Origin of the sequence: Actinomadura sp. 6N118 (genome assembly GCF_044326415.1) — a bacterium.
In the GTDB taxonomy this organism is placed as follows: Bacteria; Actinomycetota; Actinomycetes; order Streptosporangiales; family Streptosporangiaceae; genus Spirillospora.
In genome coordinates, this window is record NZ_JBIRAZ010000009.1 from 212,869 (window position 1) to 234,286 (window position 21,418).

Consider the following 21,418-nt stretch of genomic DNA (forward strand, 5'->3'; position numbering starts at 1 on the left):
CCGCCATGCGGCGCAGGTGGTCTGTCCTTTTCACGGGAAGTCTGATCGCCTGCCTGCTGGTGGCCTGCGCCGCGATCCCGGCCTTCGCGTCGCCGTCCGCACGGGCGGATCACCTCGCCGCGCTGCTGCGGCGTGATCCCGTCCACGTCACCGACCACGCCCCGAGGGCCCTTCCCGCGGACGCCGCCGCACGCATCCAGCGGTCCGTCGCGCGGCTCGGCGTGCGGACGTTCGTCGTGGTCACACCCGTCACGTACGGGAAGGACCTCGATCCCGAGGACCTCATCTCCCTCCTCCGCGACCGGCTGGACAAGGACGGGGTCTACATCGTCGTGAGCCCCAACGGCAGCGGTGGCGAGGCGCGGCAGTTCGGCAGCGGCCGGACGCTGAACGCGGACGACGCGTGGATCGCAGCCGGCCTGGAGATGCCCTACGACGCGGGCGCGGTCGCGGTGATCGACCGTTTCGTGGAGATCGCCCTGTCAGGCAAGGCCCGTGAACGCCGCGACAACCTGAGACCTCGCCCGCCGTCGCGGACGAGGATCAGCCTGGACGCCCACGACCGGGCCGAACGCCGCGCCGAGCAGCGCGAGCACCTGGCCTTCGGCGCCGGGACCGCACTGGGCGGACTTCCGCTCCTCGCCTTCCTGATCTGGCGCCGCCGCCGAAAGACGACCGGATGACCGCCTGCAAGCGAACGGCCGCCCTGCTCGCCGCTGCCTTCGCCCTCCTGCTCCCAACCCCTGCCACAGCCGCGCTGGCCGCGCCTCCTCCGGCCGCCCCCGCCAGGCCCATCTCCGCTGCCCCCGCCCCCGCTCCCGTTCCGGCCGCGGCTGCTGAACCTCGGCCGGGGGTCACTTATCCGCCGGGGGCGGATCGGCGGCTTGTACGAGTCTCCGCGGCGCTTGCGCGGGATCCGTTGTTCGTCGACCCGGAGCTCGCGTTCGCCCTCGGCAAGGCGGATCGGGCTCGCATCAAGGCGGCCATGGCCACCGCAAGCCGCGAGCTCGGCAGGCCTGTGTTCGTCATCGTGGTCCCGAATCCCCGGGAGTCCGAGTCGCAGGGGCGGAACGAGGCGCTGCTCTTCGCCTTGCACGACCGGCTCCGGCGCGACGGGTTCTATCTGATGGCGGACGCGCGGGGGTCGCTGGAGGCCGTCGGGTTCAAGGTGCCGCGGTACTTCGGCTTCTCCGAGCTCGACTCCGCTCCCGACTCGGAACACCCGTTCACCGGGCTCGCAGACAGGTTGATCAAGCGGCTCGATGAGAGCCGGACGGCCAGGACCGCGCCTCCCACGATGCCCAACCTCTGGACACCGCCCGACCCGTTCGGCCAGGAAGACCGGTTGTCGACGCCCAAGGCAGAGCTCAAATCGCCGTTCCTCCTAGGGCTGCTGCTCATAGGGCCCGTGGCCGCCATCGCCCTCTACTGGGCCGGCCGCTGGGCGATCGCGTTCCGTTCGATCGGCCGGAAAGACACCAAGGGAACCACCAGGGAAACACGAAAGGGATCCAGAGGAGCGCCCACCAAACCGACCGTACGGTGGCTGCGCCGCACGGGAGCCGCCGAGCTGGCACGCCTCCGTGCGATGCTCCCGGAAGCCGAGGGCAACCGAGGCCACACCTACGCCGCTTCCGCGTTCGACGCCGCACAGATCCTCTACGACGACGCGGGCGGCGATCGTGAACGGATCCTCGATCTGGTCGGGGTGATCGTCCTGGCTCGCCAGGGGCAGGCGGCCCTCGCCCACAACGACGCAACCCCGCCCCCGCCCTGCTTCGTCAACCCGCTGCACGGCCCGTCCACAGCCCGCCGCGCGACCCGGCTCGTGCCGGATCGGCGTCCGGTCTGCGAGTCCTGCAACGGAAGGCCCGTGAAGGATCTCCCTGCCCAGGCCCTCCGAGTGCCCGGGCCGGACGGGCCGCGCCCGCACTACACGGTGCCCGGCGTCTGGCGCGACACGGCGTTCGGCGCCAAGGGCAAAGACTTCGTCCCCCGCGTTCTGGAGTATCTCGGTGTCGACTGAACCCTCCTCCGGCGAACGGCTCGCCACGGCGCTGCGGCGTTCCCCGATCTACGTTGACCCGTCGCTCGCCGGTGCGCTGCCCAAGGCCGAGCGTGCCCGCCTCCTGGCCAAGCTGAGGAAGGCCCCGGCGCCGGTCTACGTGCTGCTCGTGCCCTTGATCAAGGGCGGTACCTGGTCCGATCCGGAGCAGCTCGCCACGGTCGTCCACGGCAGGCTCGGCCGCGACGGCATCTTCATCACCCTCGACGACGACCCCGACGACCTGGCCGCGCGCGAATGGGGCGGCGACCACCAGGCACGGGACGCGGCGTGGGCGGCGAGCCTCGACGACTCTCTCCGCGACGCCCCCCTCGCGGCCAAGCTCTCCCACACCGTCGATCTGATCATCGCCGGTACGGGCACCCAGGAGTACAAACGGCTCTCCGCCGAGATCAACCGTCGTTACCGCAGCCGCCAGCGATCATCGGCACCCGCGGCTCCTTCGGCCCGGTCCGAGGGCACCGACCTCACCGTCCCGCTGACCGCCGCGGGCGTGGCGGTGGCCGGCGGTCTGGCCGGTCTCCTGCTCTGGCGTCACCGCCGGGTGACCGCGGTCGAACGAGCCGAACGCGGCCTTCTCCTGCCCCGCGCGGTCTTCGCCACCGCCAACCGCGCCTCCGAGGACCAACTCCGCGACCAGGCATCGCACGAGGTCATCACGTTCGGCGAGCTCCTCGACGAGGTGAACGTCACAGGTGAACGCGCGAACGCCCTCATGACCCGCGCCCTCGACGCGTACCAGGCGGCGGGCAAGGTGCTGGACTCGGCCACCGGCATGCCCGACCTCGCGGGCGTCCTGGTCCTCGTCGATCAGGGCCGCGACGCCCTCGCCTCCGCCCGCGCCGTCTCCGGAGGCGGCAAGGAGATCCCGCTCAGCCCCCTCTGCTTCTTCAACCCGCTCCATGGCGACGCCGCCGTCGATCTCGACTGGCGCCCGGTCGGCACGCGCAACCGCCTGCGGATCAAGAGCTGCCGCGCCTGCGCCAAGGCGGCCCGTGCCAAGAAGACCCCGCAGGCCCTCCTGGACGACGGCGTTCCGTACTTCGAGACCGGCAGCGTCTGGGCCGAGACCGGCTACGGCCACCTCCGCGACGACCTGATCGAACGGGTCCAACGCGGCGACCGGAAAAAATCCTGAGCAGGCGGTCGATTCCGGCGACTCCCGTTCGACCTCTCCATGAAGGCACCGCACAAGGAGAGACACCGAACAAGGAGAGACATGGACATCCTCGCCACCCTCAAGGCCGAACGCCTCAGCATCGCCGACTTCCTTGACGACCTCGAAGACCGCGAATGGGCCGTGGCCTCGCTCTGCGACGGCTGGACCGTATATGACGTGGCCGCTCACCTGGCCACCTCCACCCGCAGCACCCTCGGCGGGACGATCAAGGGCGTGATCCGGGCGCGCGGCAACTGGAACCGCATGAACGCCGACGAGGCCCGTCGCCACGCCGCCCAGTACACCCCCGCCGAAATCATCGCCCAGATCCGCGAGACCGCAGGCTCGGCCAAGCGTTCCCCTGGTGCCGGCCCCCTGGACCCGCTCGTCGACTTCCTCGTCCACGGCCAGGACATCGCCCGCCCACTGGGACGCTCCCGGACGATGCCCACCGAGGCCGCGGTCGCGGCCCTCGAACACGTCCACAACAGCGCGTTCTACGGCGCCCGCAAACGCTTCCGCGGCACGAGACTGATCGCCACCGACGCCGATTGGCAGGCCGGCGAAGGCCCAGACGAGATCCAAGGCCCTGTCGCCGATCTGCTCCTCCTGGCCACCGGCCGCACCACTGCAGTCCCCCATCTCATCCCCTGACCGCAGCCCGGCCTCTAGGCTCGGTCACGATGGACCAAATCGAGGAGATTCTGCGGCGGCTGCCTGATCTGGAGAGCGTGCACGAGGTCTGGGAGATCGCGGACCGGCGTCTCGAAGCCGGGGATGCCGCATTCGTCGCCGACCTGGGCATCGCGCTGCATCAGGCAGCCGACCGGACGTGGCAGTTCGGCAGCGTCTTCGATCACGTTCTCAGGCTCCTGGCCACCACGCCTGGCCGGGCCAACGTGGAGCAAGTAGTGCGGCTGGACGCGGCGACCGGGAGCCACAGGCGCACCCGGTATGTGGCGTCCGTCCTGGGGTCGTGCCAGTCGCCGTCCGACCTGGCGGTGATCTTCGACGCCCCCGACGCGTCCGAAGAGCTCCGCGCCTGCATCGTTCACGAACTGGTTCTTCGAGGCGAGCCGGTGGCACAACCAGCAGGGACGTCGCATCCGCTGAGCTGGCTGCCGTTGAGCCGTTCGCCGGTCGAACGGGATCCCAATCTGCCCCGTTACAGCACCCAGGGATCGAGCGCCTCGCTCCCCTTCGGCCCAACAAATCAACCGACCACGCCCCCGACCACCACATCGCTCACCGCCTTGGAGATCACCACCCCGACCAGACAGGCATCGATGGCCAAAGCAGTCGCGAACTGGGCCGACGCGTCGAACGGCCGTATCGAGGCAAGAGCCTTCGAAGCGGATGCCCCCATCGAATCGCCTCACGCCCTCCTTGGAAGCTTGGACCTGGCCTGCCTGGAGGGGCTTGACCAAACGGGCCTGTCCGTCTCTCCCCAACCCGCGTCCCGCGCCTGGCAGATCCTGTTCTCAGCCGCCTCCACCGGAGGTGCCTACCCATCAGCCCTCTATGGCGCGTACGGCAGGCTGGCCGCCTGGCAGTCCATGGCAGGCATGGCCGGTGCCGCAGACGACGCCCCCTTCGACGAAGTCGAACGCCTTGTGAACGAGTGCACGTGGTACACGTTCGAGACTCGAACGGCCTGGTTCGAGCAAGTCGCTTGGGATATCGGCTTGGTCGCCGTAGAGCCAGGAGCCCGCCGCCTAACCGTCCTAGCAGCCACCGACACCGACTAGCTACTGCCCCTGAAAGGGGCGTTGGTGGACGTCTCAGGTGAGCGCGGTCGTGTCTGCGGGCTCAGGCGCGGGGCTTCCGGTTTCACGGAGGGCCGCCCTGATACTGGCCTGCAACGGGCCGGCACCGCAGAAGGTCGCCAGTTCCAAGGCTGTTCCCAGCCGGGCCCGCGCGTCCTGGATATGACCGGCCCGCCGCAGTGCGTCACCGAATGCGTACAGGGACGTGGCGCGTTCGAAGTTCGCTTGGGTGAGGTCCAGCAGGCGAGCAGACTCGGCCAGCATTTCCAGCCGCCGTGGCCCGGATTCGGTCGAGGCCGCGAACCGGAGCGCACGGCCGATTGCCCGTGGGGTGTTCCAGGTCGTGGCGACGGCGAGCAGTTCGTTGGCGACGTCACGGGCCTCCTCCATGCGCCCCAACGAGACCAGGCACCGGATGAGCGGCGCACGCCAGTCGTGTACCAGCGGATTGACCAAGGGCCGCGACCGGCAGTCGTCCCGGGCCGCCAGGGCGACCTCGAACGCGCGCTGGGTGTGGCCGGCGGCGAGATGGACGGCGATCTCACCCTGCGAGTAGAGGATCGGCGTCACGCCCGAAGCCTGCACGGCCTTCACCTGGCTCAGAACCGACACGGCTTCCTGGATCTGTCCGGTCGCCACCAGCGCCTTGATGTGAACGTCCGCGATGAACACCTCCGCGAGGCCCATCGTGGCGTAGGTGCTGACCCCCCATGCCTGGCGGGAGTGGGCGACCGCCTCGGGCAGACGGCCCTGCACGTACAGGCACTCCGCCCGGAAGTAGAGGGCGGGTGAGAGCCCGCGCAGGGAACCGGACCGGCGGCTGTGATCGAGCAGCGTGTCGACGGACGCCATCAGACGAGGCGTGTCACAGGCGCGCAGCGCGTAGAAGGAGCAGGTCAGCACCGTCTCACCGGCCGGAATCCCGATCAGCCGGTCCCCTTCGAGGACGTTCAGCGCCCGCCGTTCGGCCGAGCGCCGCCGGTTCTGGTGCATATCGTGCAGCGCCAGGCTGGACTCCAGCATGAGGCCGCCCAGAGAGGACGTGTCGATCGGCTGGGCGGCGTAGTCGTCGATCAGTGCGACGAGGTCAGAGCCGTTGCGCGCCCCGTAGGCGACCATCGCCACGCATGACTGCAACGCCTGCCGCGCGCCGGTCGAGGCCGCGCGGTCGCGTTCGAGTGATGCCATGCACACCCGGGCAGCCTCTCTCGGACGACAGGTCAGCCAGAGGACGGTGGCCAGGGAGAAGGAGATCTGCGCGCGTTTCTCTGGATCGGGCTCCAGCGCCAGCGCTTCCGACAGGCGCTCGATGCCCAGGGGTGCGTCGACGAGGGATTCGGCGGTTCCGAGCCGCGTCAGCATGTCGGCTCGGCGGTCGCCGAGATCCTCTTCCAGGATCCGGCGCAGGAAGGAGACCGCGCCGTTGACCGATCCGCGCGCCAGACTGAGGTCCGCCGCCTCGCTCAGAACCGGCACCGGGTCACGCCGGCCGAGGCCGGGCGGGACCCGCACCAGGTGGGTGGCCGCCTTGATCGGGTCGTGCGCGTGCACGTGGGCGGCCCGCAGATGCAGGTCGGTTCGCGCCGTCGCAGGGATCGCGTCATAGACGGCCGTGCGGATCAGTGGATGGCTGAAGGAGAACCGGACGGGAACCCCGTCAACCGTCACCAGCTGGCTGGACACCAGGGGAGTCAGCGCCTCCAGCGCCTCCTGGGGCGAGGTGCGGGCCACCTGCGCGAGCAGTCCGCTGCCGACATCGTCGCCGAGGACGGCCAGGACCTGGGCCGCGGCGACGGATGCGACGGGCAGGTACCGCAGCTGCCGGGTGACGAACCGGGCGACGCTCGGCGAGCCCTCCGGCTGCACGGGGTCGTCGCTGGTCGCCTCCTGGGCGAGCTCGCGCAGCAGGAACGGGTTGCCGCGGGTCAGGGCGTGATACCGGCCGACGAGTTCGGCATCCGGCTCGGAGCCGATCACCCGGGTGAGCAGCTGCGCGCAGCCCGCGTGGGTGAGCGGCTGGAGGACCCTTGTGGTGGTGTGCGGAAGCCCGGCGATGGCTGAGGCGATGCGGCCGATGCGCTCGTGGCCCGGCCTCGCCCCGATGACCAGGACGGCGCGCAGGCCGTCGAGACGGGTGGCCAGGTAGGCCAGGAACTGCGCCGACGCCGCGTCCGCCCAGTGCAGATCGTCGATACTGATCAACAGCGGGTTGCGGGACGCCAGCGAGCCGGTCAGCCGGTACAGGACGTTGATGATCGCGTACTCGCCGGCGACCTGGCCGCTCTCGGTGGGGGAGACGACCTCGTCCGCCTCCGGGTGCCGCTGGAAGAGCTGACGCGCGCAGCTCCAGGCATAGTCCGTCTCCAAGTCGGTGCTGCGGGCGGTGAGAACGGTGAACCCCACGGCCGCCGCCCGCTCACGCGCATGGTCGAGCAGGCTCGTCTTCCCGATGCCGGCCGGGCCCTCGAACATCAGGACCCGGCCTTCGCCGTCGCGCATCACCTGATCGAGCGCCCGGTCGATGAGGCCCGTCTCCTCGGCTCGCTCGACCAGGACTGCGCTCTCTCCGGGTGACCGTCCGGTCGGCCTGGCGGGCGCGGGCGCGGGATCGAGGCCGGGATCCTGGCGCAGGACCGCGGCCTCGAGGTCGCGCAGCGGGCCGCTCGGGTCGATGCCGAGTTCGCCGCGCAGCCGCACGCGCAGCCCCCGGAAGACCGACAGTGCGTCGGCCTGCCTGCCGCTGCGATACAACGCGATCATCAGCTGCCCGTGCAGATCCTCGTCGAACGGGTGCCTGCGGGTGAGTTCCTCCAACTCGGGCACGAGCTCCGCGTGCCGCCCGAGCGCCAGGCGGCACTCCAGGGCCGTGAGCTCGGCGGCCCTGCGCATTCGCTCCAGCCGTACCGCCTCCTGGCCGAACCAGGACAGCTCGGCGACGTCCGCCAAGGGCTGTCCGCGCCACAGCCCCAGGGCCTGTTCCAATGCGGACAGGCGCTCAGCGGGCTCCGCCGCGCCGCGTCCCCGCTTGATCAGGTCCTCGGCCAGCCGGAGGTCGGTCGCCGGTGTGCCGAGAGCGTAGCCCGGGGGACGGGCCACGATCGCCTTCGGCGTCCCGAGGACCCGTCGCAGGTAGGAGACGTTGCTCTGCAGCGTGTTCACGGCCGTGGCAGGCGGTTCGCCGTCCCACACCGCGTCGATGAGCTGGTCGATGCTCACCACGTCTCCCGGACGCAACGCCAGCCTGCTCAGGACCGCCTTGCGTCGCAGCCCCGGCACCGGCCTGGCCTCATCGGCCACGGTGACGTCCACCGGTCCCAGCAGCCGAACAAGGACTGACATGGCTTCCTCAACAGCGTCTACGAGACTGCCGCGAGGTTACCTGCTTCTCGCCTGGTGTTTCCGGTGTCACTCCTCGGGCGCCACCCACCGGACCTTGACGGTGCTGCCCCGATGGTGTAGCAGCCGCAAGACAACCAGCTCGCCATTCTGCATTCTGGGAGAAGCCGCTGGAACAGCGCTGATACCGCGCTGAATCGACAGAAATCGTTGTCATTGCCCGGCCTACCATGCCGATATGAACGGATCGCCGACGGTTCAGCGTGCCATCCGAGGGGACGACGGAATTCGGACCGGCAGCTGGAACATCGATGTGCTCGGTCCGCTCGACGTGCGGCGGGCCGGCCGATCCGTCGAACTGCCACCGCGGCGCAGGAGCCTGCTCGCCGTGCTCGCGCTGCGGGCGGGCGCGATGGTCACCGTCGACGGGCTGGTGGACGCGCTGTGGGGTGAGAATCCGCCGCCGACCGCGGTCCGCACGCTGCACAGCCACATCGCGAAGCTGGCGGCCCTGCTGCCGGAGCACGGGGACGGACGCCTCATCCAGCGGAGGGATCCGGGATATCTGCTCAACTCAGACGCGGCCCGGGTGGACCGGGTCCGGTTCGAAGAACTGGTCACCGGCGGGCTGAGGTCCTTCGCCGAGGGCCGGTTCACCGAGTCGGCGCGGGGGCTGTCGACGGCTCTGGCGCTGTGGCGGGGTGAGCCGCTCACGGACTGCCCGGTGCACGGCTGGGCGCTCGCCGAGGTGGATTACCTCCACGAACTGCGGCTCCAGGGCTACGAGGGACTGTTCGCGTCCAGGTTGGCACTGGGGCTGCAGGAGTCCGGTGTCGGGGAGATCGACCGCCTGGTGGCGGAGCATCCGCTCCGGGAACGCCTGTGGGAACTGCTTATCGTCGCGCTGCACGTGAGCGGCCGGACGAGTGACGCGCTGAGCGCCTACCACCGGGTCCGCCGCGGGCTCGTCGACGAGCTCGGGCTGGATCCAGGGGAAGGGCTGCGTCATGTCGAGACAGGCATCCTGCAAGGGATGACCAGCCCGCGGGAGCTGCTGCGCCTGCCGGTCGCCGCGGCCCGGGGGGCGACCGGGCCGTTGACCGTTCCGCAGCAGATCAGCACGCTGATCGGCCGGGAGACCGAGATCGCCGAGATCCGGGAGCTGATGCGCACGGCGCGGCTGGTGACCCTCACGGGCCCCGGCGGGATCGGCAAGACCAGGCTGGCGATCGCCGCGTCGGGGGCCGCCGCGGCCGACTTCGCGGAGATCGCGTTCGTCGACCTCCTGCCGTTGACCGACGGGGACGGCATCGTGGCGGCGATCGCCGAGGCGCTGGGCCTGCATGCCCGCGGCGGTCCCCTTCTCGGCGAGCTCTCCCGGCGGATCGCCCACGACCGGATTCTCGTGGTCGCCGACAACTGCGAACACCTCGTCGGAGAGTGCGCGCCGATCCTCGGGGAACTGCTCGGGCGCTGCCCGCACCTCGGGGTCCTCGCCACGAGCCAGGAGGCGCTCCGGGTGCCGGGTGAGCTACTCAAACCGGTGCCGGAGCTGCGCGTTCCGCCTCCCGCGCTGGTGCGGTCGGGCGCGAATCTCGTCAGGCACGACGCGGCCGTCCTGTTCGCGGACCGGGCCGGGCTCGGCAAGGTGGAGGCGCTGTCGGTCCAGGACGCCCGTGCCGTCGCCACGATCTGCGCCCGGTGTCATGGGCTGCCGCTGGCCATTGAACTGGCCGCGGCCCGGACACGGATGTTCACCCTGCCGGAGATCGCGCAGCGGCTCCGGGATCCGTTCGCGGTGCTGACCGACGGTTCACGCGGGACACGCCCGGAGCACCGGGCGCTACGGGCGACGGTCGAGTGGAGCTACCACCTGCTCACCGCGGAGGAACGGCGGGCGCTGCGACGGTTCAGCGTGTTCAACGGCCCCTTCTCCCTTGAGGCGGCCGGAGCCGTGCATCCGGAGACCTCCCCCCTGGAGATGCTGGGCCGGCTGGTCGACAAGTCGCTGCTGAAAGTCGTGCCGACGGCCGCGGGGACGCGCTACCAGCTCCTGCCCGCCATCCGCGAGCACGCGCTCGACCGGCTCAGGGCCCATCCCGGCGAGCACGTCCGGGCGCGACGGGATCACGCCCGGCATCATCGGCACCAGGCGGAGGAGTTCGAACGGCAGTTGCAGGGCCCGCACCTCGGCTCCCAGGTGGTGAAGATCGCCGAGCGTCATGAGGACGTCCGGGCGGCGGTGACCTGGCTGGTCGACGACGATCCGGAAGGCGCGTTGCGGCTGGCCGCGTCGCTGTGGCGCTACCACTACCTCCGTGGCGGTTACGCGGAGGGCCGCGCCTGGCTCTCGTCCGCGCTCGCCGCCTGCACGCCCGACGTGCCCTCCGGCGACGTGCCCTCCGGCGTCCGGGCCAAGGCGCTGTGGGCCCTGGCCAGGCTCGCCGCACTCGAATGCGACTACCGCGAGGCCGACGATCATGCTCGGCGCGCCCTGGAGCTCTACACGCTGGAGAACGATCCCGCCGGTGTGGCGGAGACCCGGGCCCTGCTCGGTGCGATCGCCCGCGAGCTGGGGCACTATGACCGGGCTCGGGACCTCGCCCGGCAGTCGCTGGCCGCGGCCGAGCTCAGCGGCGATCGGTGGGCGGCAGGACATGCGCTGCAGCTTCTTGCGTTCCTGTCCTGGCTGTCGGGCGACGGAGCCTCGGCCGTCCGGTACTCCGGGCAGGCCATCCACTGCTTCCAGCCGATCGGCGATCGCGAGCGGCTGGCCTGGTGCCAGATCGACCTCGGCGCGGCCGCGTACTACGCGGGGGATCTCGACACCGCCGTCCGCCATCTGCACCAAGCCCTGATCATCTCGTTCGAGATCCGGTTCCGGGAGGGCATCGCCTGGGCCGAGAACCTGCTCGCCCTGGTCGACCTGCGGCTCGGCCGAGGGCGGCAGGCACTGCGCCGGCTGGTCACCAGTCTGGACCTGCACCACGAACTGGGCGACCGGTGGCGGCTGGCGAGCGTGCTCGACGCCCTCGCGGGCGCGCTCGTCGCGCGCAGCGCACCGCTGGCCGCGGGACTTCTCGGGACGGCCGGCCGGCTCCGCGACGAGACGGGCGCACAGGTTCCGGCATGCGAGCGTCCGGAGCTGGCGCGGACACAGGCCCGGATCGTGAACCGGATCGGCCCCGAGGCCTTCGAGCGGGCCTACGCCATGGGCCGGTGGCAGGACGTCGGCGTCCTGATCGGGCAGCTTGCGGAACTCGCCGAGGCCGGCCGCTGATCAGTCTCAGTTCACCCGTTCAGCCTCAGCTCACCCGTGCGATGACCTTGTCTCCGAACCTGGCGATCGTGTCCAGCATGCGGTCGTGGTTGATGGAGCCCGCACAGGCGACGAAGACGAGGTGGTCGATGCCGTAGTCGTCGATCAGACCCGTGACCTGCTCGCCCACGTCGTCCGGGGTGCCGAGGAGTATCGCGCCGCTGGAGATGAGCTCTTCGAGGGTGCGTGGGACGCCGCCCGCCTGATCGTCGAAGAAGCCGAGCTCGGCGAGCCGGTCGCAGACGTAGGGCACGGCCTGCCGGCCGGTGCGCAACGCCTGCTCGTGGGTGGGGGCGACGGCGAGGAAACGGCAGAGTGCGACCCCGGCGCCCGGCTCCCAGCGGTTCAGGTAGACGTTGCGGCCGTAGCGGTTGGCCGCGCGGGTGTAGGTCTCGGTCACCTGCCGGACCTCACACGGCTCGGTCGCCATGGTCACCAGTGTGCTGCCCACGCGAGCGGCCCACTCGATGGTCTCGCGGCCTCCGGTCAGCCCTCCGGTCAACACCGTGTAGAGCGGAGGGTACGGGGACTGGAGGGGCTTGGGCACCGTCCCGATCCGGGTGAGCAGGCCGTCCTCCACGCCCGCGGAGAGCCGTTCGGAGACCGGGTGACGCCAGGTGATGCCCAGTGGCGGAACCTGGATGTAGGCGCCCTCGTAGGACCAGAGCTCTTCGGTCCACGCCAGCAGCATGACCTCGAACCACTCCTCGAAGATCTCGCGGTTGCGGCGCTCGGCGTCCCGATCGCCGGTCACTCCGTAGTGCTGCCCCAGCACCCCGCCCGAGCGGGATCGGTAGGCACAGCCGAGGCCCACGTCCAACCGCCCCCCGGTGAGGTGATCGGCGACCGCGATGTCCTCGGCAAGCCGCAGCGGATTCCAGGCCGGCACCGCCAGCCCCATCTGCCCGTGGCGCAATCTCGACGTGTGCTGCGCCAGGTAGACGTTCACCAGCAGCGGATTCGGCGTCACCTGGTATCCCTCGACCTCGAAGTGCTGCTCGGAGAGCATGAGCGACGTCCAGCCGGTCTCGTCCGCGGCGACCGCCTGCTCGCGCAACTCGGCGATCGCGGAGCCGTACAGGTGCGGCTCCAGCCCGAGCAGCCCGGTCCCGAGCCGATCAGCCGATCCCACCGTCAGCGGGTAGAACAACGAGAACTTCATTCGCCGCCCCTTCACAGCCCAGGCCAGTGCGGCCCCATCGGACCCGGCCAGCATGGCGGGAGCGGCTGGAGACCGGCTGAAACCCCTCTGAAACGCGTGCCCGCCATGTGCTCCAGCGGTGGAACGGCTGGCAGTGGCCGCCTTGCTGCCAGCCGATCGCACCTGCTGCGCCACCGGCACCTTCGCGCTCGGTGAAGACCTGCCCTTCCGGGGCCCTAAGGGCGCGCCTCGTACACGATGTTGAACGGCGTCTCGGCCACGCGCTTGAAACGGGTGAAGCCCGCCTCGGACACGAGCCGGCGGATCGGCTCCTCGCCGGCCTGAGCACCGAGCGAGTAACCACCCTCCTGGGAGAGCGCGTTGGGCACGCACAGGAGGGCGGAGAAGGAGTAGTAGGCACGGCCGACGGGGTTGAGGTTGTCGGCGACGCTGTCTCCCGCGAACGGCTCGACGATCATCCAGGTGCCATCCGGGGTGAGCGAGTCCCGGATGTGCCGCGCCGCGCTCAGCGGGTCGCCCATGTCGTGCAGGCAGTCGAACGTCGTGACCAGGTCGAAGGATTCGCCGGTGAAGGTCTGGGCGGAGGCGACCTCGAAGGTCACCCCGCCGTCGCAGCCCGCGTCGGCGGCACGCGACCGGGCCTGGACGATCGATCCCTCGTGATAGTCCGATCCGACGAACTCCGAGCGCGGGAACGCCTTGGCCATGAGGATCGTCGACGCGCCGAGCCCACAGCCGACGTCGGCGACCCTGACACCGGCCTCCAGCCGGGCCTGGACGCCGTCGAGGGCGGGCAGCCACTCGGTGAGGAGACTGGCGGTGTAGCCGGGCCGGAAGAACCGCTCGCAACCCGCGAACACCTCGTCGTCGTGCTGGTGCCAGCCGAATCCCTCGCCGGTACGGAACGCCTCGGTGATCTGCGGTACGGCTCGGAGGGCGCCCACCGCGAGCTGGAAGGCGCCCGGTGCGTACAGGGGCCCCTCCGGGTCGGTCAGCGCGAACTTCTGCTCGGCTGTGAGCCAGTAGGCTCCCGAATCCGAGTCGTACTCGACGTAGCCCCCGGCAGCCTGGCCCCGCAGCCATTCCTCCACGTAACGCGGAGAAGTCCCGGTGCGTTCGGCGAGCTCGTTCGGCTGCTGCGGCTTGTCGGCGAGCGCCCGGTAGAGCCCGAGGCGGTCGCCCACCACGATGCCGCCTGCCGCCACGACCGCGCCGAGATCGCCGACGAACTTGTGCAGGAACGCGTTCATCCTGTCCTGGTCGATTTCCATGAATCCCCCTGTCGCAGAGATATCGATCCCTCATTGATAGGAGGCACCTGTTGCCGCTCGGTTGCCGCGGCTGACGGCGCCTACGACAAATGAGCACAACCGGCGGCTGTCAGTCGGCGCCGAAGCATTGGAAGCCGGTTATGCCGGGAGTGCGGGGAGCGGCGGCCAGGGCTTGGGCGGGGGAGTGGCCTGCGGCGAGGGCCTGGTGGAAGGCGAGCATGAACGGGGGTGTCGCCTCGTCTCGTACCGGGGTGACGCTGGCGATCACGGTTGCGGTGCCGAGAGCGAGGAGAGTGCCGACCATGCCGGCGACGCAGTCCGTTTCGGCGCGGCCCAGGTCGCACGCCGAGAGGACCGCGATGTGGGGCGGGGCCTCCAGTTCTTCCAGGTCGTAGCCCATCAAAGGGCCGTCGGCGAGGTGCAGTCGCGAGAAGAGGGCATTGCCGTCGCGGAACTCGCCGTGGGCGGCGATGTGCGCGAGAGCAGCGTTGTTGAGGGCGGCCCGTACGTCCTCGGCACGGCTGGGTGTCAGGGCGCCCGGGTGGAGCTCGTGGAGTGCGCGGATCTCTGTGGCGGCGTGCGGGAGACCCGGTCCGTGGGTCAAGACCACGTGGTTTCCGATCGGGCGTTGGCGGTGGGCGAGCAGCCAGGAGGTCGCTGAGGGGACGACGGTGAACGGGCGGTCAAAGAGGGCGGTCCAGGGGAGTGTGTGCAGGACGCCGGTCGGGGCTATGACGGCGGCGCGGTCGGCAACCGCGGAGTGGAGCGGGTGGAGGAGAAGTTGCTCCAGGCGGGCTGATGCTTGTGCCTGGGCTGATCGGGTCTGGTCGTCGTCGGGGTTGCCGGCCAGGCGGCGGCTTGCGGCTCGGAGCAGGTTGGTGTGGGTCATGACCTCCGCGAACGGGCCCAGGTGGTGGCGTTGGGGACGGCCGCCGGAGACGGTGATCGCGTGCAGGTCGGGGCCGATCCGGACGTATTCCAGCAGCGCGCGGTCGCCGAGGGCGTCGATGAGTGAGGGGATGCCGGGGTTGTACGAGGGGTGTGTGAGGGTGCGGCGCCGGGTCGTTGTGCGGATCTGGGATTCAAGGTCGTCGAGATGTTGGCCGTCCGAAGCGGCTTCGCGGAGTTTGGTGAGGAGCGCGGCGCGTTCTGGATCGGAGGCGCGGGCGGTGAGCGGACGCCGGGCCAGGGCTCGCTGGCGTTCCTCCGCGGTGAGGAGCTCACGGGCGGAACGGGCCAGGTGGAGGCCTAGCGCGGCGAGTTCGGAACCCAGGCCTGCCGCACGGGCTCTCAGATCTGCCGCACTGAGAGCCTCGGCGTGTTCTTCGAGAACGTGGAGTCCGGACCAGATCGCGCTGAGCGCACCCCGCCGGTCCTGGCGTGCCCAGTGTTCGAGGGCGATGGCGTGGTAGGCGGCGACCCGGAGTGCGGCAGGCCCGGTCGTCCGGGCTCGGCTCAGCGGTGCGAGGAGGTGGCCCGCCGGTCGCTTGAGGTGGAGGGCCACGCGGGCCGCGATGATGCGGGCTTCGGCGGACGCCTCCCGCCAGCCGCCGCGTTCGAGACGTTCGGCGGTCGCGGTGGCCGTGCGGAGCAGCACCGTCGAACGGTCGCCCTCGGCCCAGCGGGCGCGGAGGAGGAGATGTTCGGCGAGGAGCATCCAGCCGGTTCGTTCCTGGGCGGCGAACGCGGCGCGGGCTCGTTCCGCCGTTGCCGCGGCACGTTCAGGATCTCCATCGGCGAGCTCCGCATGCGCGAGGAGGAGCAGGCCGTCGGCGACGTCGCAGGCGTAGCCGTGGGCTGTCGCGTCCGCGAGGGCCATGGTGAGGAGAGGCCGGGCCTCGGCAGGCAGCCCGGCTCTGATGAGGGTCTCCGATTGGTCGAGACGGGTCTGTGCCAGGCGTTCTCCCGTCAGGTCCGGCTCGGCCTCGGCATAGAGCCTGAGCGCACGGGAGAAGTTGCCGCGCCGGGAGGCCACGAACGCGAGGTTCGCCCTGGCCATCGCGGTCTGGTGCTGGAGGTCGGCCGCCGAGCCGACCGCGACCGCTTCGGCCAGCAGAGACTCGGCGGCAGGCAGATCGGCGTGGAGCGCGCGGGCCAGGCCCAGGTTGGTGAGGAGGCCCATCAAGGTGACCGGGTCGCCGCCCGAACGGAGCCGGGGCAACGCGGGAGCGGCGGCTTGGTGTGCTTCGGCGAGACGTCCTGCTCTTGCCAGGGCACCGGCGCGGTTGGCGGAGAGCCGGTCCGCGTCCTCACCGGCAAGGATGCCTTCGGCTTGGGCAGCCGCCGCGAGCGCGTTCGGGATGTCACCGCGAGCGGCGAGGAGACCCACGAGGTTCATGCGGACCTGGGCCGCGGCGTAGGTGTGTCCTGACGACTCGGCTTCGGTGAGGGCTTGCTCGAGATGGCGGAGCCCCTCGTCGAGGAGGCCCAGTTCGTTCGCCGCCAGCGCTGCCGCACGGAGCACCAGCGGGCGGTCGTCGGTGGACGTGAGGAGGGACAACGCGCGGTCGTACGCGGCCGGAGGATCGGTCACCGCGAGCCGGATGAGATCGGTCAAAGCCGCACCCAGCTCGTCACGACCGACGTGGCGTCGGAGAGACGGAACTCAAGACTGACCAAGCCCTCGGGGACCTGCGGAAGCACGAACTGACCGGCCTTGTCCGTCCGGGCTGAAAGGACTTCGTGTGCATGGGTGAGATGGCGGACGCGTACATGAGCGCCGCAGGCCGGGACGAGACGGCCAGTGAGTTCGCGGGTTGCGCGGTCCGTCCCGGTCACCTCGATCTCCACGGACAGCTCCGTGCCGGCGAACGTCAGCAGGCGGGTCGTGACGCCGCGGACCCCGGTGGGCAACGGCCGGTTATGGTCGTCGGCGAGCTCCACAAGGGCGGCGTCCGACCGGCGCCAGGTGATCGCTGAGCGGCCGGCGGCGAGGACGTCCTCGGGGATCGGGTCCAGGGCCTGGAACGCGGCGCGCAGCGCGGCGAGCAGTTTGTCTTCGTTCATCGCGGCAACCTCCGCTGCAGGTTGTCCAGGCAGCGGGCACGCGTCGGGCCGATACTGCCGATGGGAATGTCGAGCGCGGCGGACAGTTCGGCATAGCTGGTCGCGAGGGCGAGCATGCGCAGCAGGACCTGGCAACGGCGGGGCAACGCCTGCAACGCCGCCGCGACGTCACCGAGGCGTTCGCGGGCAAGGAGTACCTGCTCGGGCGGGGGAGCGGCGTCCTCGCGGACGTCGTACGGGAGCCGCCGCGTGCCACTGCGCTGGGCCGTGCGCAGGCTCTCGCGGCGGGCGGTGGTCGCGAGCCATCCGCCCACGGCGCCCGGCTCGGCGATCTGATCGATGCGTTCGATCAGGCGCAACCAGGTCATCTGCACGACGTCGCCGCCGTCGGCCTCGTTCAGCCCGAACGAGCGCGCGATCGACCAGAGCAGCCCGCTGTACCGGTCGACCAGCCGGCTCCAGGCGGCGCCGTCTCCGTCGCGCGCCCGGACGACCAGGTCGGCCGTCGCCTCGTCCAGTTCCTCTTCCAGGGCCATCGCAGTCTCCTCGCGAGGCCCCCCGCTGATCGACGACCTTAGAGGTGCGCCGGGGTGCCGCCGGTGCGGAGACACGCGCGGTTATCGCTTCGCCGCCGTGCTGTGCTCAAGACCTGATGATTACGCCGAGGTCTGGAAGGGTAAGCGCCGCGGCCGGATCGAGCACGCGGTCGGCGGCCTCGACGGCGGCCAGGCCTCCGGCGGCGAGCCCCGCGATCCGGCCCGCCACGGCGGGGGCGGCGAACGACGTGCCGCTCCACCGGGCGAACCCCTCGAACGCGTCGGGGTCGATCCCGTTCACCCGTGGCCGCGTTCCGTCGAAGCGCACGTAGGTGCTGAGGATGTCCACGCCCGGCGCGCAGGCGTCCACCCACCAGCCGTAGTTGGAGAACCACGCACGATCCCGGTGCGCCGCGTCGAGGGCCGCGACCGCGATCACGGACTTGAGCGCGGCCGGCCAGAACGGGCGGTCGCTCGCCGCGTTGCCCGCGCACGCGACGACGACCGTCCGGCGGCCGAGCGCCGCGATGGCCCGTGACAGGACGGGCGAGGGTCGGTCGTCGAACGTGTGGCAGCCGAGCGAAAGGTTGACGACGTCGGCCTGCCCCCAGGACGCCAGCCATGACAGCGCTCGGATGACGTCGACCTCGTCGCCCACTCCGTCCCCGCCGAGCACACGCCGGGCGCGGATGCGGGCGGTGGGCGCGTGCTGGAGCAGGACACCCGCGATGAACGTGCCGTGCCCGGCCTGAGAGTCGAGCTCGAAGTCGAGGTCGGCGTCCAGGACCTCGGCCACCTCGTCCCGCTGCTCCGCGTACCAGCCCGTCCCCTCGTACCAGGGGTGCGGCGACAACCCGGTGTCCAGGACGGCCACCGTGACTTCCCGGCGCCGCACGCCGGCTCGCCCTGGCTCGGCTTGCGGGGTCGGGAGCGGCGCGGCCGGGCGGGGCAGGTCGGCGGGTCCGCTCCACCAGAGCGGCTGGCCGTACACGAGATGGTTGGGGGAGACGGTCAGCCGGCGGTGCCGTCCGTCACCGCCGAGCTGCGCGGCCAGCTCGCAGACATCGACTTTCGCGGGTGAACGCAGGCGCAGCCGGGTGACGCCGTCCTCCTCCTGCCGCGAGTCGTACCACCGCCGGACGAGATCCTCGGCGGCGGGCGCGTCATGACCGGCGACGAGGATCTGGTCGCGCCGGATCAGCGCCGGGCGGCCGGTGAGCGGCTCGACCATCGCCACGTCGCGATGCCGTGCCAGCAGCCGTTCGAGCCGTGCCTCTTGATCGAACATCGGTACCCGCCTTCACATACCGTGACCGCTCCAGCGCCCATAGTGCCCGCCCGCGCCGCCGCGTAACCGGGCTTGGTGCATATGGCAGTAGCGGAATGCGGGAGATCGGTGCGTTACTGGAGAAGTGATCGGACGCGGGGCGTCCCGGTGGCCGGCGATCCGAGACCCGGGAGCACGGACGACGGCCCTGGTGGGAGCCCTCACGCTGGAACGCGGGGCGAGCCTGCTCGCCGGTGCCGCGCCGCTGCTGGCCTTTCCCAAGCCCGGCCTCGGCTGGCTGGCGTGGATCGTGCTCGTCCCGGGGATGTTGCTGATCCGGTCTGCCCCGACCGTGCGTGAGGCGGCATGGCGCGGCTGGTGGTTCGGTGCGGGATTCCTGCTCGCCGCGCTCTACTGGACGCTGCCGAACATCGGACCCGGCCTGCTCCTCCTGGCGATTGTCTTCGGCCTGCCGTGGGCGGTCTGGGGCGTGGCGATCCGATGGCTCGTTCCCGCCCACCCACTCGCCGCGCTGATCGTCGTCCCGAGCACCTGGCTGGTCATCGAACTCCTCCGCTCCTGGCCCCGCCTCGGCGGCCCATGGGCGCTCCTCGGGGCGAGCCAGTGGCGATACCCGCCGATGTTGAGCCTCGCGGCGCTCGGCGGCGTCTGGCTGATCTCGTTCGCGATCGTCGCGTTCAACACCGCCCTCCTGCTCGCCGTCGTCGCACCAAGGCTGCGTGCACGCCTGATCGCTGCCGCGCTGGCCATCCTGGTCGTCGGCCCCGCCTCGTACGCGCTGACGAGCGAGCCGCCCGCCGGCCGCACTCTCACCGTCGCGCTGGTCCAACCCGGAGTCGTGCACGACCGCGACGAACGGTTCGCCGCCAGTGAACGGATCACAGCGGCGCTCCCTCCCGCCGACCTGATCGTGTGGGGCGAGAGCAGCGTCGGCTACGACCTCGTCCGCCGGCCGGACCTGACCGCCCGGCTCACCGCTCTCACGACCCGCGGGCACGTCCTTGTGAACGAGGACGCCCGCGACGCGACGGGCCGGATCTCCAAGAGCTCGATCCTGATCGGCCCGACGGGCGTCCAGGACCGGTATGTGAAGACGCGGCTGGTCCCGTTCGGCGAGTACATCCCGTTCCGCGACGCCATCGGCTGGCTCAGCCGGATAAGCGCCGCCGCGGCCGAGAACCGCGTCCCCGGAACGGGGGCCCGCGTCATGCGCACCGACGACGTGACGATCGGGCCCCTCGTGTGCTTCGAGTCCGCGTTCCCCGACCTGGGCCGTGCCGTCGTGGAACGAGGCGCCCAGGTGATCGTCTACCAGTCGGCGACCTCATCGTTCCAGGAGAGCTGGGCCCCGCCCCAGCACGCCGCCCTCGCCGCCGTCCGCGCCGCCGAGACCGGCCGCCCCACCGTGCAGGCCGCGCTGACCGGCGTCTCCGCCGCGTTCGACGCCCGCGGCCGCCGCCTCGCCTGGATGGACACCGACCGCCGCGGCTCACTGGTCATCACGCTCGGCGTCCCGCCCCAGTCGAGCCGCACGCCCTACGACCGCCACGGCGACTATGTCCCGTACCTCGCGCTCGCCGTGACCCTGACCGCAGTCCTTCTCGGCGCCCGGCGGCGCTTCCGTTGAATCCTGAAGAGTCAAGGACCGGAGTCCCTGTCCCATGGGACGCGCCGATCCGTAACTTCGTCATTGCGACGGCCACCTGACCACCGCTCGCAGGAACCGCTGCGGGGGCTCTGCGGATGCGAGCGGGGTCGTCGCTTTTTTGCGTGCCCTCTCCCGAGTGGCGAACCTCTCGCATCAATCGATCGGCAAACAGTGGCCGTGCGGTGGTGCGTCACGTTCGGATGATGCACAATGAGGGACGCGGACGCCGTCCTGGGACGTACGAGGCCGTAGGGGAAGACGAGCCTCAGTACAGATCCAGGAGGTCCGGTGACCGCACGTGGCGTTTTCTACGTCCACTCCGCGCCACCTGCGCTGAGCCCGCATGTCGAGTGGGCCGCCGCAGGTGTTCTTGGTGTGCCCTGTTCTCTTGAATGGGCCGACCAGCCCGCCGCCCCGGGCACCCTGCGCGCGGAGCTCCACTGGGAGGCGGCCGCGGGCACCGCGGCCGGCATCACCTCCGCGCTACGGAATTGGAAACTGCTGCGTTTCGAAGTCACCGAGGATCCGACGCCCGGCTGCGACGGCGTGCGCTACAGCTTCACACCGTCCTTGGGCGTCTACACCGGAGTGATCGGCGCCAACGGCGACATCATGGTCCCCGAAGACCGCCTCCGCGCCGTCATGGCGAACGCGGCGGTCGGCAAGACCACCCTGGAGCACGAGCTCGACCGCCTCCTGGGCACCCCTTGGGACAACGAGCTCGAACCCTTCCGCCGAGCCGGCGACGGCGCCCCCGTCCGCTGGCTGCACGCAGCTGTGTAATTTTTTGATCTTGGCCTGCGGATTCGCCTAGCGGCTCACCCGCAACCAAGCTCAAGGCGAGCGCTGCATCGCTTCGCGA

Annotated in this window: 15 protein-coding genes; 8 read left to right on the top strand and 7 right to left on the bottom strand. The window is 70.8% G+C overall.

Features of this window, described 5'->3' with window-relative positions; genetic code table 11:
• The first annotated feature begins 5 nt into the window (after positions 1–5).
• The 5 genes from ACH34W_RS24545 to ACH34W_RS24565 all read left to right on the top strand — a co-directional run bounded on the left by ACH34W_RS24545 (position 6) and on the right by ACH34W_RS24565 (position 4,972).
• The gene (locus tag ACH34W_RS24545; RefSeq protein WP_395963353.1) at positions 6–683 is read left to right on the top strand and encodes a hypothetical protein; all 678 of its coding nucleotides are present in this window, start codon (positions 6–8) and stop codon (positions 681–683) included.
• The gene (locus ACH34W_RS24550; RefSeq protein ID WP_395963354.1) at positions 680–2,026 is read left to right on the top strand and encodes a hypothetical protein; all 1,347 of its coding nucleotides are present in this window, start codon (positions 680–682) and stop codon (positions 2,024–2,026) included. Before ACH34W_RS24545 ends, ACH34W_RS24550 begins: the two co-directional genes overlap by 4 nt.
• Positions 2,016–3,203: a hypothetical protein gene (locus tag ACH34W_RS24555; RefSeq protein ID WP_395963355.1), complete on the top strand. Its 1,188-nt coding sequence runs from the start codon at positions 2,016–2,018 to the stop codon at positions 3,201–3,203. Before ACH34W_RS24550 ends, ACH34W_RS24555 begins: the two co-directional genes overlap by 11 nt.
• Before the next feature lie 81 nt (positions 3,204–3,284).
• Positions 3,285–3,878, top strand: a complete 594-nt coding sequence (locus ACH34W_RS24560; RefSeq protein WP_395963356.1) for a maleylpyruvate isomerase family mycothiol-dependent enzyme — start codon at positions 3,285–3,287, stop codon at positions 3,876–3,878.
• A gap of 29 nt (positions 3,879–3,907) precedes the next feature.
• On the top strand, positions 3,908–4,972 hold the full coding sequence (locus ACH34W_RS24565) for a DUF6183 family protein (RefSeq protein WP_395963357.1): 1,065 nt from the start codon (positions 3,908–3,910) through the stop codon (positions 4,970–4,972).
• A gap of 33 nt (positions 4,973–5,005) precedes the next feature.
• Here the strand turns inward: ACH34W_RS24565 and ACH34W_RS24570 are convergent, their stop codons facing one another.
• Entirely contained in the window at positions 5,006–8,329 is a 3,324-nt protein-coding gene (locus ACH34W_RS24570) for a BTAD domain-containing putative transcriptional regulator (protein WP_395963358.1), read from the bottom strand.
• 235 nt (positions 8,330–8,564) lie between these two features.
• Between ACH34W_RS24570 and ACH34W_RS24575 the strand changes: the two genes are divergently transcribed.
• Positions 8,565–11,606 carry a BTAD domain-containing putative transcriptional regulator gene (locus ACH34W_RS24575; protein WP_395963359.1) on the top strand — a complete coding sequence of 1,014 codons (3,042 nt, stop codon included), beginning with the start codon at positions 8,565–8,567 and terminating at the stop codon, positions 11,604–11,606.
• 25 nt (positions 11,607–11,631) lie between these two features.
• On the opposite strand, the gene ACH34W_RS24580 is transcribed toward ACH34W_RS24575, so the two are convergent.
• From ACH34W_RS24580 to ACH34W_RS24605, 6 genes are all read right to left on the bottom strand, one after another.
• Positions 11,632–12,807: an LLM class flavin-dependent oxidoreductase gene (locus ACH34W_RS24580; protein WP_395963360.1), complete on the bottom strand. Its 1,176-nt coding sequence runs from the start codon at positions 12,805–12,807 to the stop codon at positions 11,632–11,634.
• A 215-nt stretch (positions 12,808–13,022) separates the two neighbouring features.
• A complete protein-coding gene (locus ACH34W_RS24585) occupies positions 13,023–14,078 on the bottom strand; it encodes a class I SAM-dependent methyltransferase (protein WP_395963361.1) in 1,056 nt (351 codons plus the stop codon).
• Between the two features lie 109 nt (positions 14,079–14,187).
• A complete protein-coding gene (locus tag ACH34W_RS24590; protein WP_395963362.1) occupies positions 14,188–16,635 on the bottom strand; it encodes a CHAT domain-containing protein in 2,448 nt (815 codons plus the stop codon).
• Positions 16,632–17,084, bottom strand: a complete 453-nt coding sequence (locus ACH34W_RS24595) for a hypothetical protein (protein ID WP_395963363.1) — start codon at positions 17,082–17,084, stop codon at positions 16,632–16,634. Before ACH34W_RS24595 ends, ACH34W_RS24590 begins: the two co-directional genes overlap by 4 nt.
• Positions 17,081–17,620, bottom strand: coding sequence for an RNA polymerase sigma factor (locus tag ACH34W_RS24600; RefSeq protein WP_395963364.1), 540 nt, complete (start codon positions 17,618–17,620; stop codon positions 17,081–17,083). Before ACH34W_RS24600 ends, ACH34W_RS24595 begins: the two co-directional genes overlap by 4 nt.
• A gap of 106 nt (positions 17,621–17,726) precedes the next feature.
• Complete coding sequence (locus ACH34W_RS24605; protein ID WP_395963365.1) at positions 17,727–18,908, bottom strand: S8 family peptidase; 1,182 nt, start codon at positions 18,906–18,908, stop codon at positions 17,727–17,729.
• Positions 18,909–19,098: 190 nt separating this feature from the next.
• Between ACH34W_RS24605 and lnt the strand changes: the two genes are divergently transcribed.
• Together lnt and ACH34W_RS24615 are read left to right on the top strand one after the other, a co-directional pair.
• Complete coding sequence (gene lnt, locus ACH34W_RS24610; protein WP_395963366.1) at positions 19,099–20,535, top strand: apolipoprotein N-acyltransferase; 1,437 nt, start codon at positions 19,099–19,101, stop codon at positions 20,533–20,535.
• 309 nt (positions 20,536–20,844) lie between these two features.
• Positions 20,845–21,339, top strand: a complete 495-nt coding sequence (locus tag ACH34W_RS24615; protein ID WP_395963367.1) for a DUF3145 domain-containing protein — start codon at positions 20,845–20,847, stop codon at positions 21,337–21,339.
• The last annotated feature ends 79 nt before the right edge of the window (positions 21,340–21,418 follow it).

What these genes read in the sequence shown, in the direction of transcription:
- ACH34W_RS24560 (WP_395963356.1), top strand. Translation starts at nt 3,285, where the DNA reads ATGGACATCCTCGCCACCCTCAAGGCCGAACGCCTCAGCATCGCCGAC.
- ACH34W_RS24565 (WP_395963357.1), top strand. Translation starts at nt 3,908, where the DNA reads ATGGACCAAATCGAGGAGATTCTGCGGCGGCTGCCTGATCTGGAGAGC.
- ACH34W_RS24550 (WP_395963354.1), top strand. Translation starts at nt 680, where the DNA reads ATGACCGCCTGCAAGCGAACGGCCGCCCTGCTCGCCGCTGCCTTCGCC.
- ACH34W_RS24570 (WP_395963358.1), bottom strand. Translation starts at nt 8,329, where the DNA reads ATGTCAGTCCTTGTTCGGCTGCTGGGACCGGTGGACGTCACCGTGGCC.
- ACH34W_RS24575 (WP_395963359.1), top strand. Translation starts at nt 8,565, where the DNA reads ATGAACGGATCGCCGACGGTTCAGCGTGCCATCCGAGGGGACGACGGA.
- ACH34W_RS24580 (WP_395963360.1), bottom strand. Translation starts at nt 12,807, where the DNA reads ATGAAGTTCTCGTTGTTCTACCCGCTGACGGTGGGATCGGCTGATCGG.
- ACH34W_RS24605 (WP_395963365.1), bottom strand. Translation starts at nt 18,908, where the DNA reads ATGTTCGATCAAGAGGCACGGCTCGAACGGCTGCTGGCACGGCATCGC.
- ACH34W_RS24600 (WP_395963364.1), bottom strand. Translation starts at nt 17,620, where the DNA reads ATGGCCCTGGAAGAGGAACTGGACGAGGCGACGGCCGACCTGGTCGTC.
- ACH34W_RS24545 (WP_395963353.1), top strand. Translation starts at nt 6, where the DNA reads ATGCGGCGCAGGTGGTCTGTCCTTTTCACGGGAAGTCTGATCGCCTGC.
- ACH34W_RS24585 (WP_395963361.1), bottom strand. Translation starts at nt 14,078, where the DNA reads ATGGAAATCGACCAGGACAGGATGAACGCGTTCCTGCACAAGTTCGTC.
- ACH34W_RS24595 (WP_395963363.1), bottom strand. Translation starts at nt 17,084, where the DNA reads ATGAACGAAGACAAACTGCTCGCCGCGCTGCGCGCCGCGTTCCAGGCC.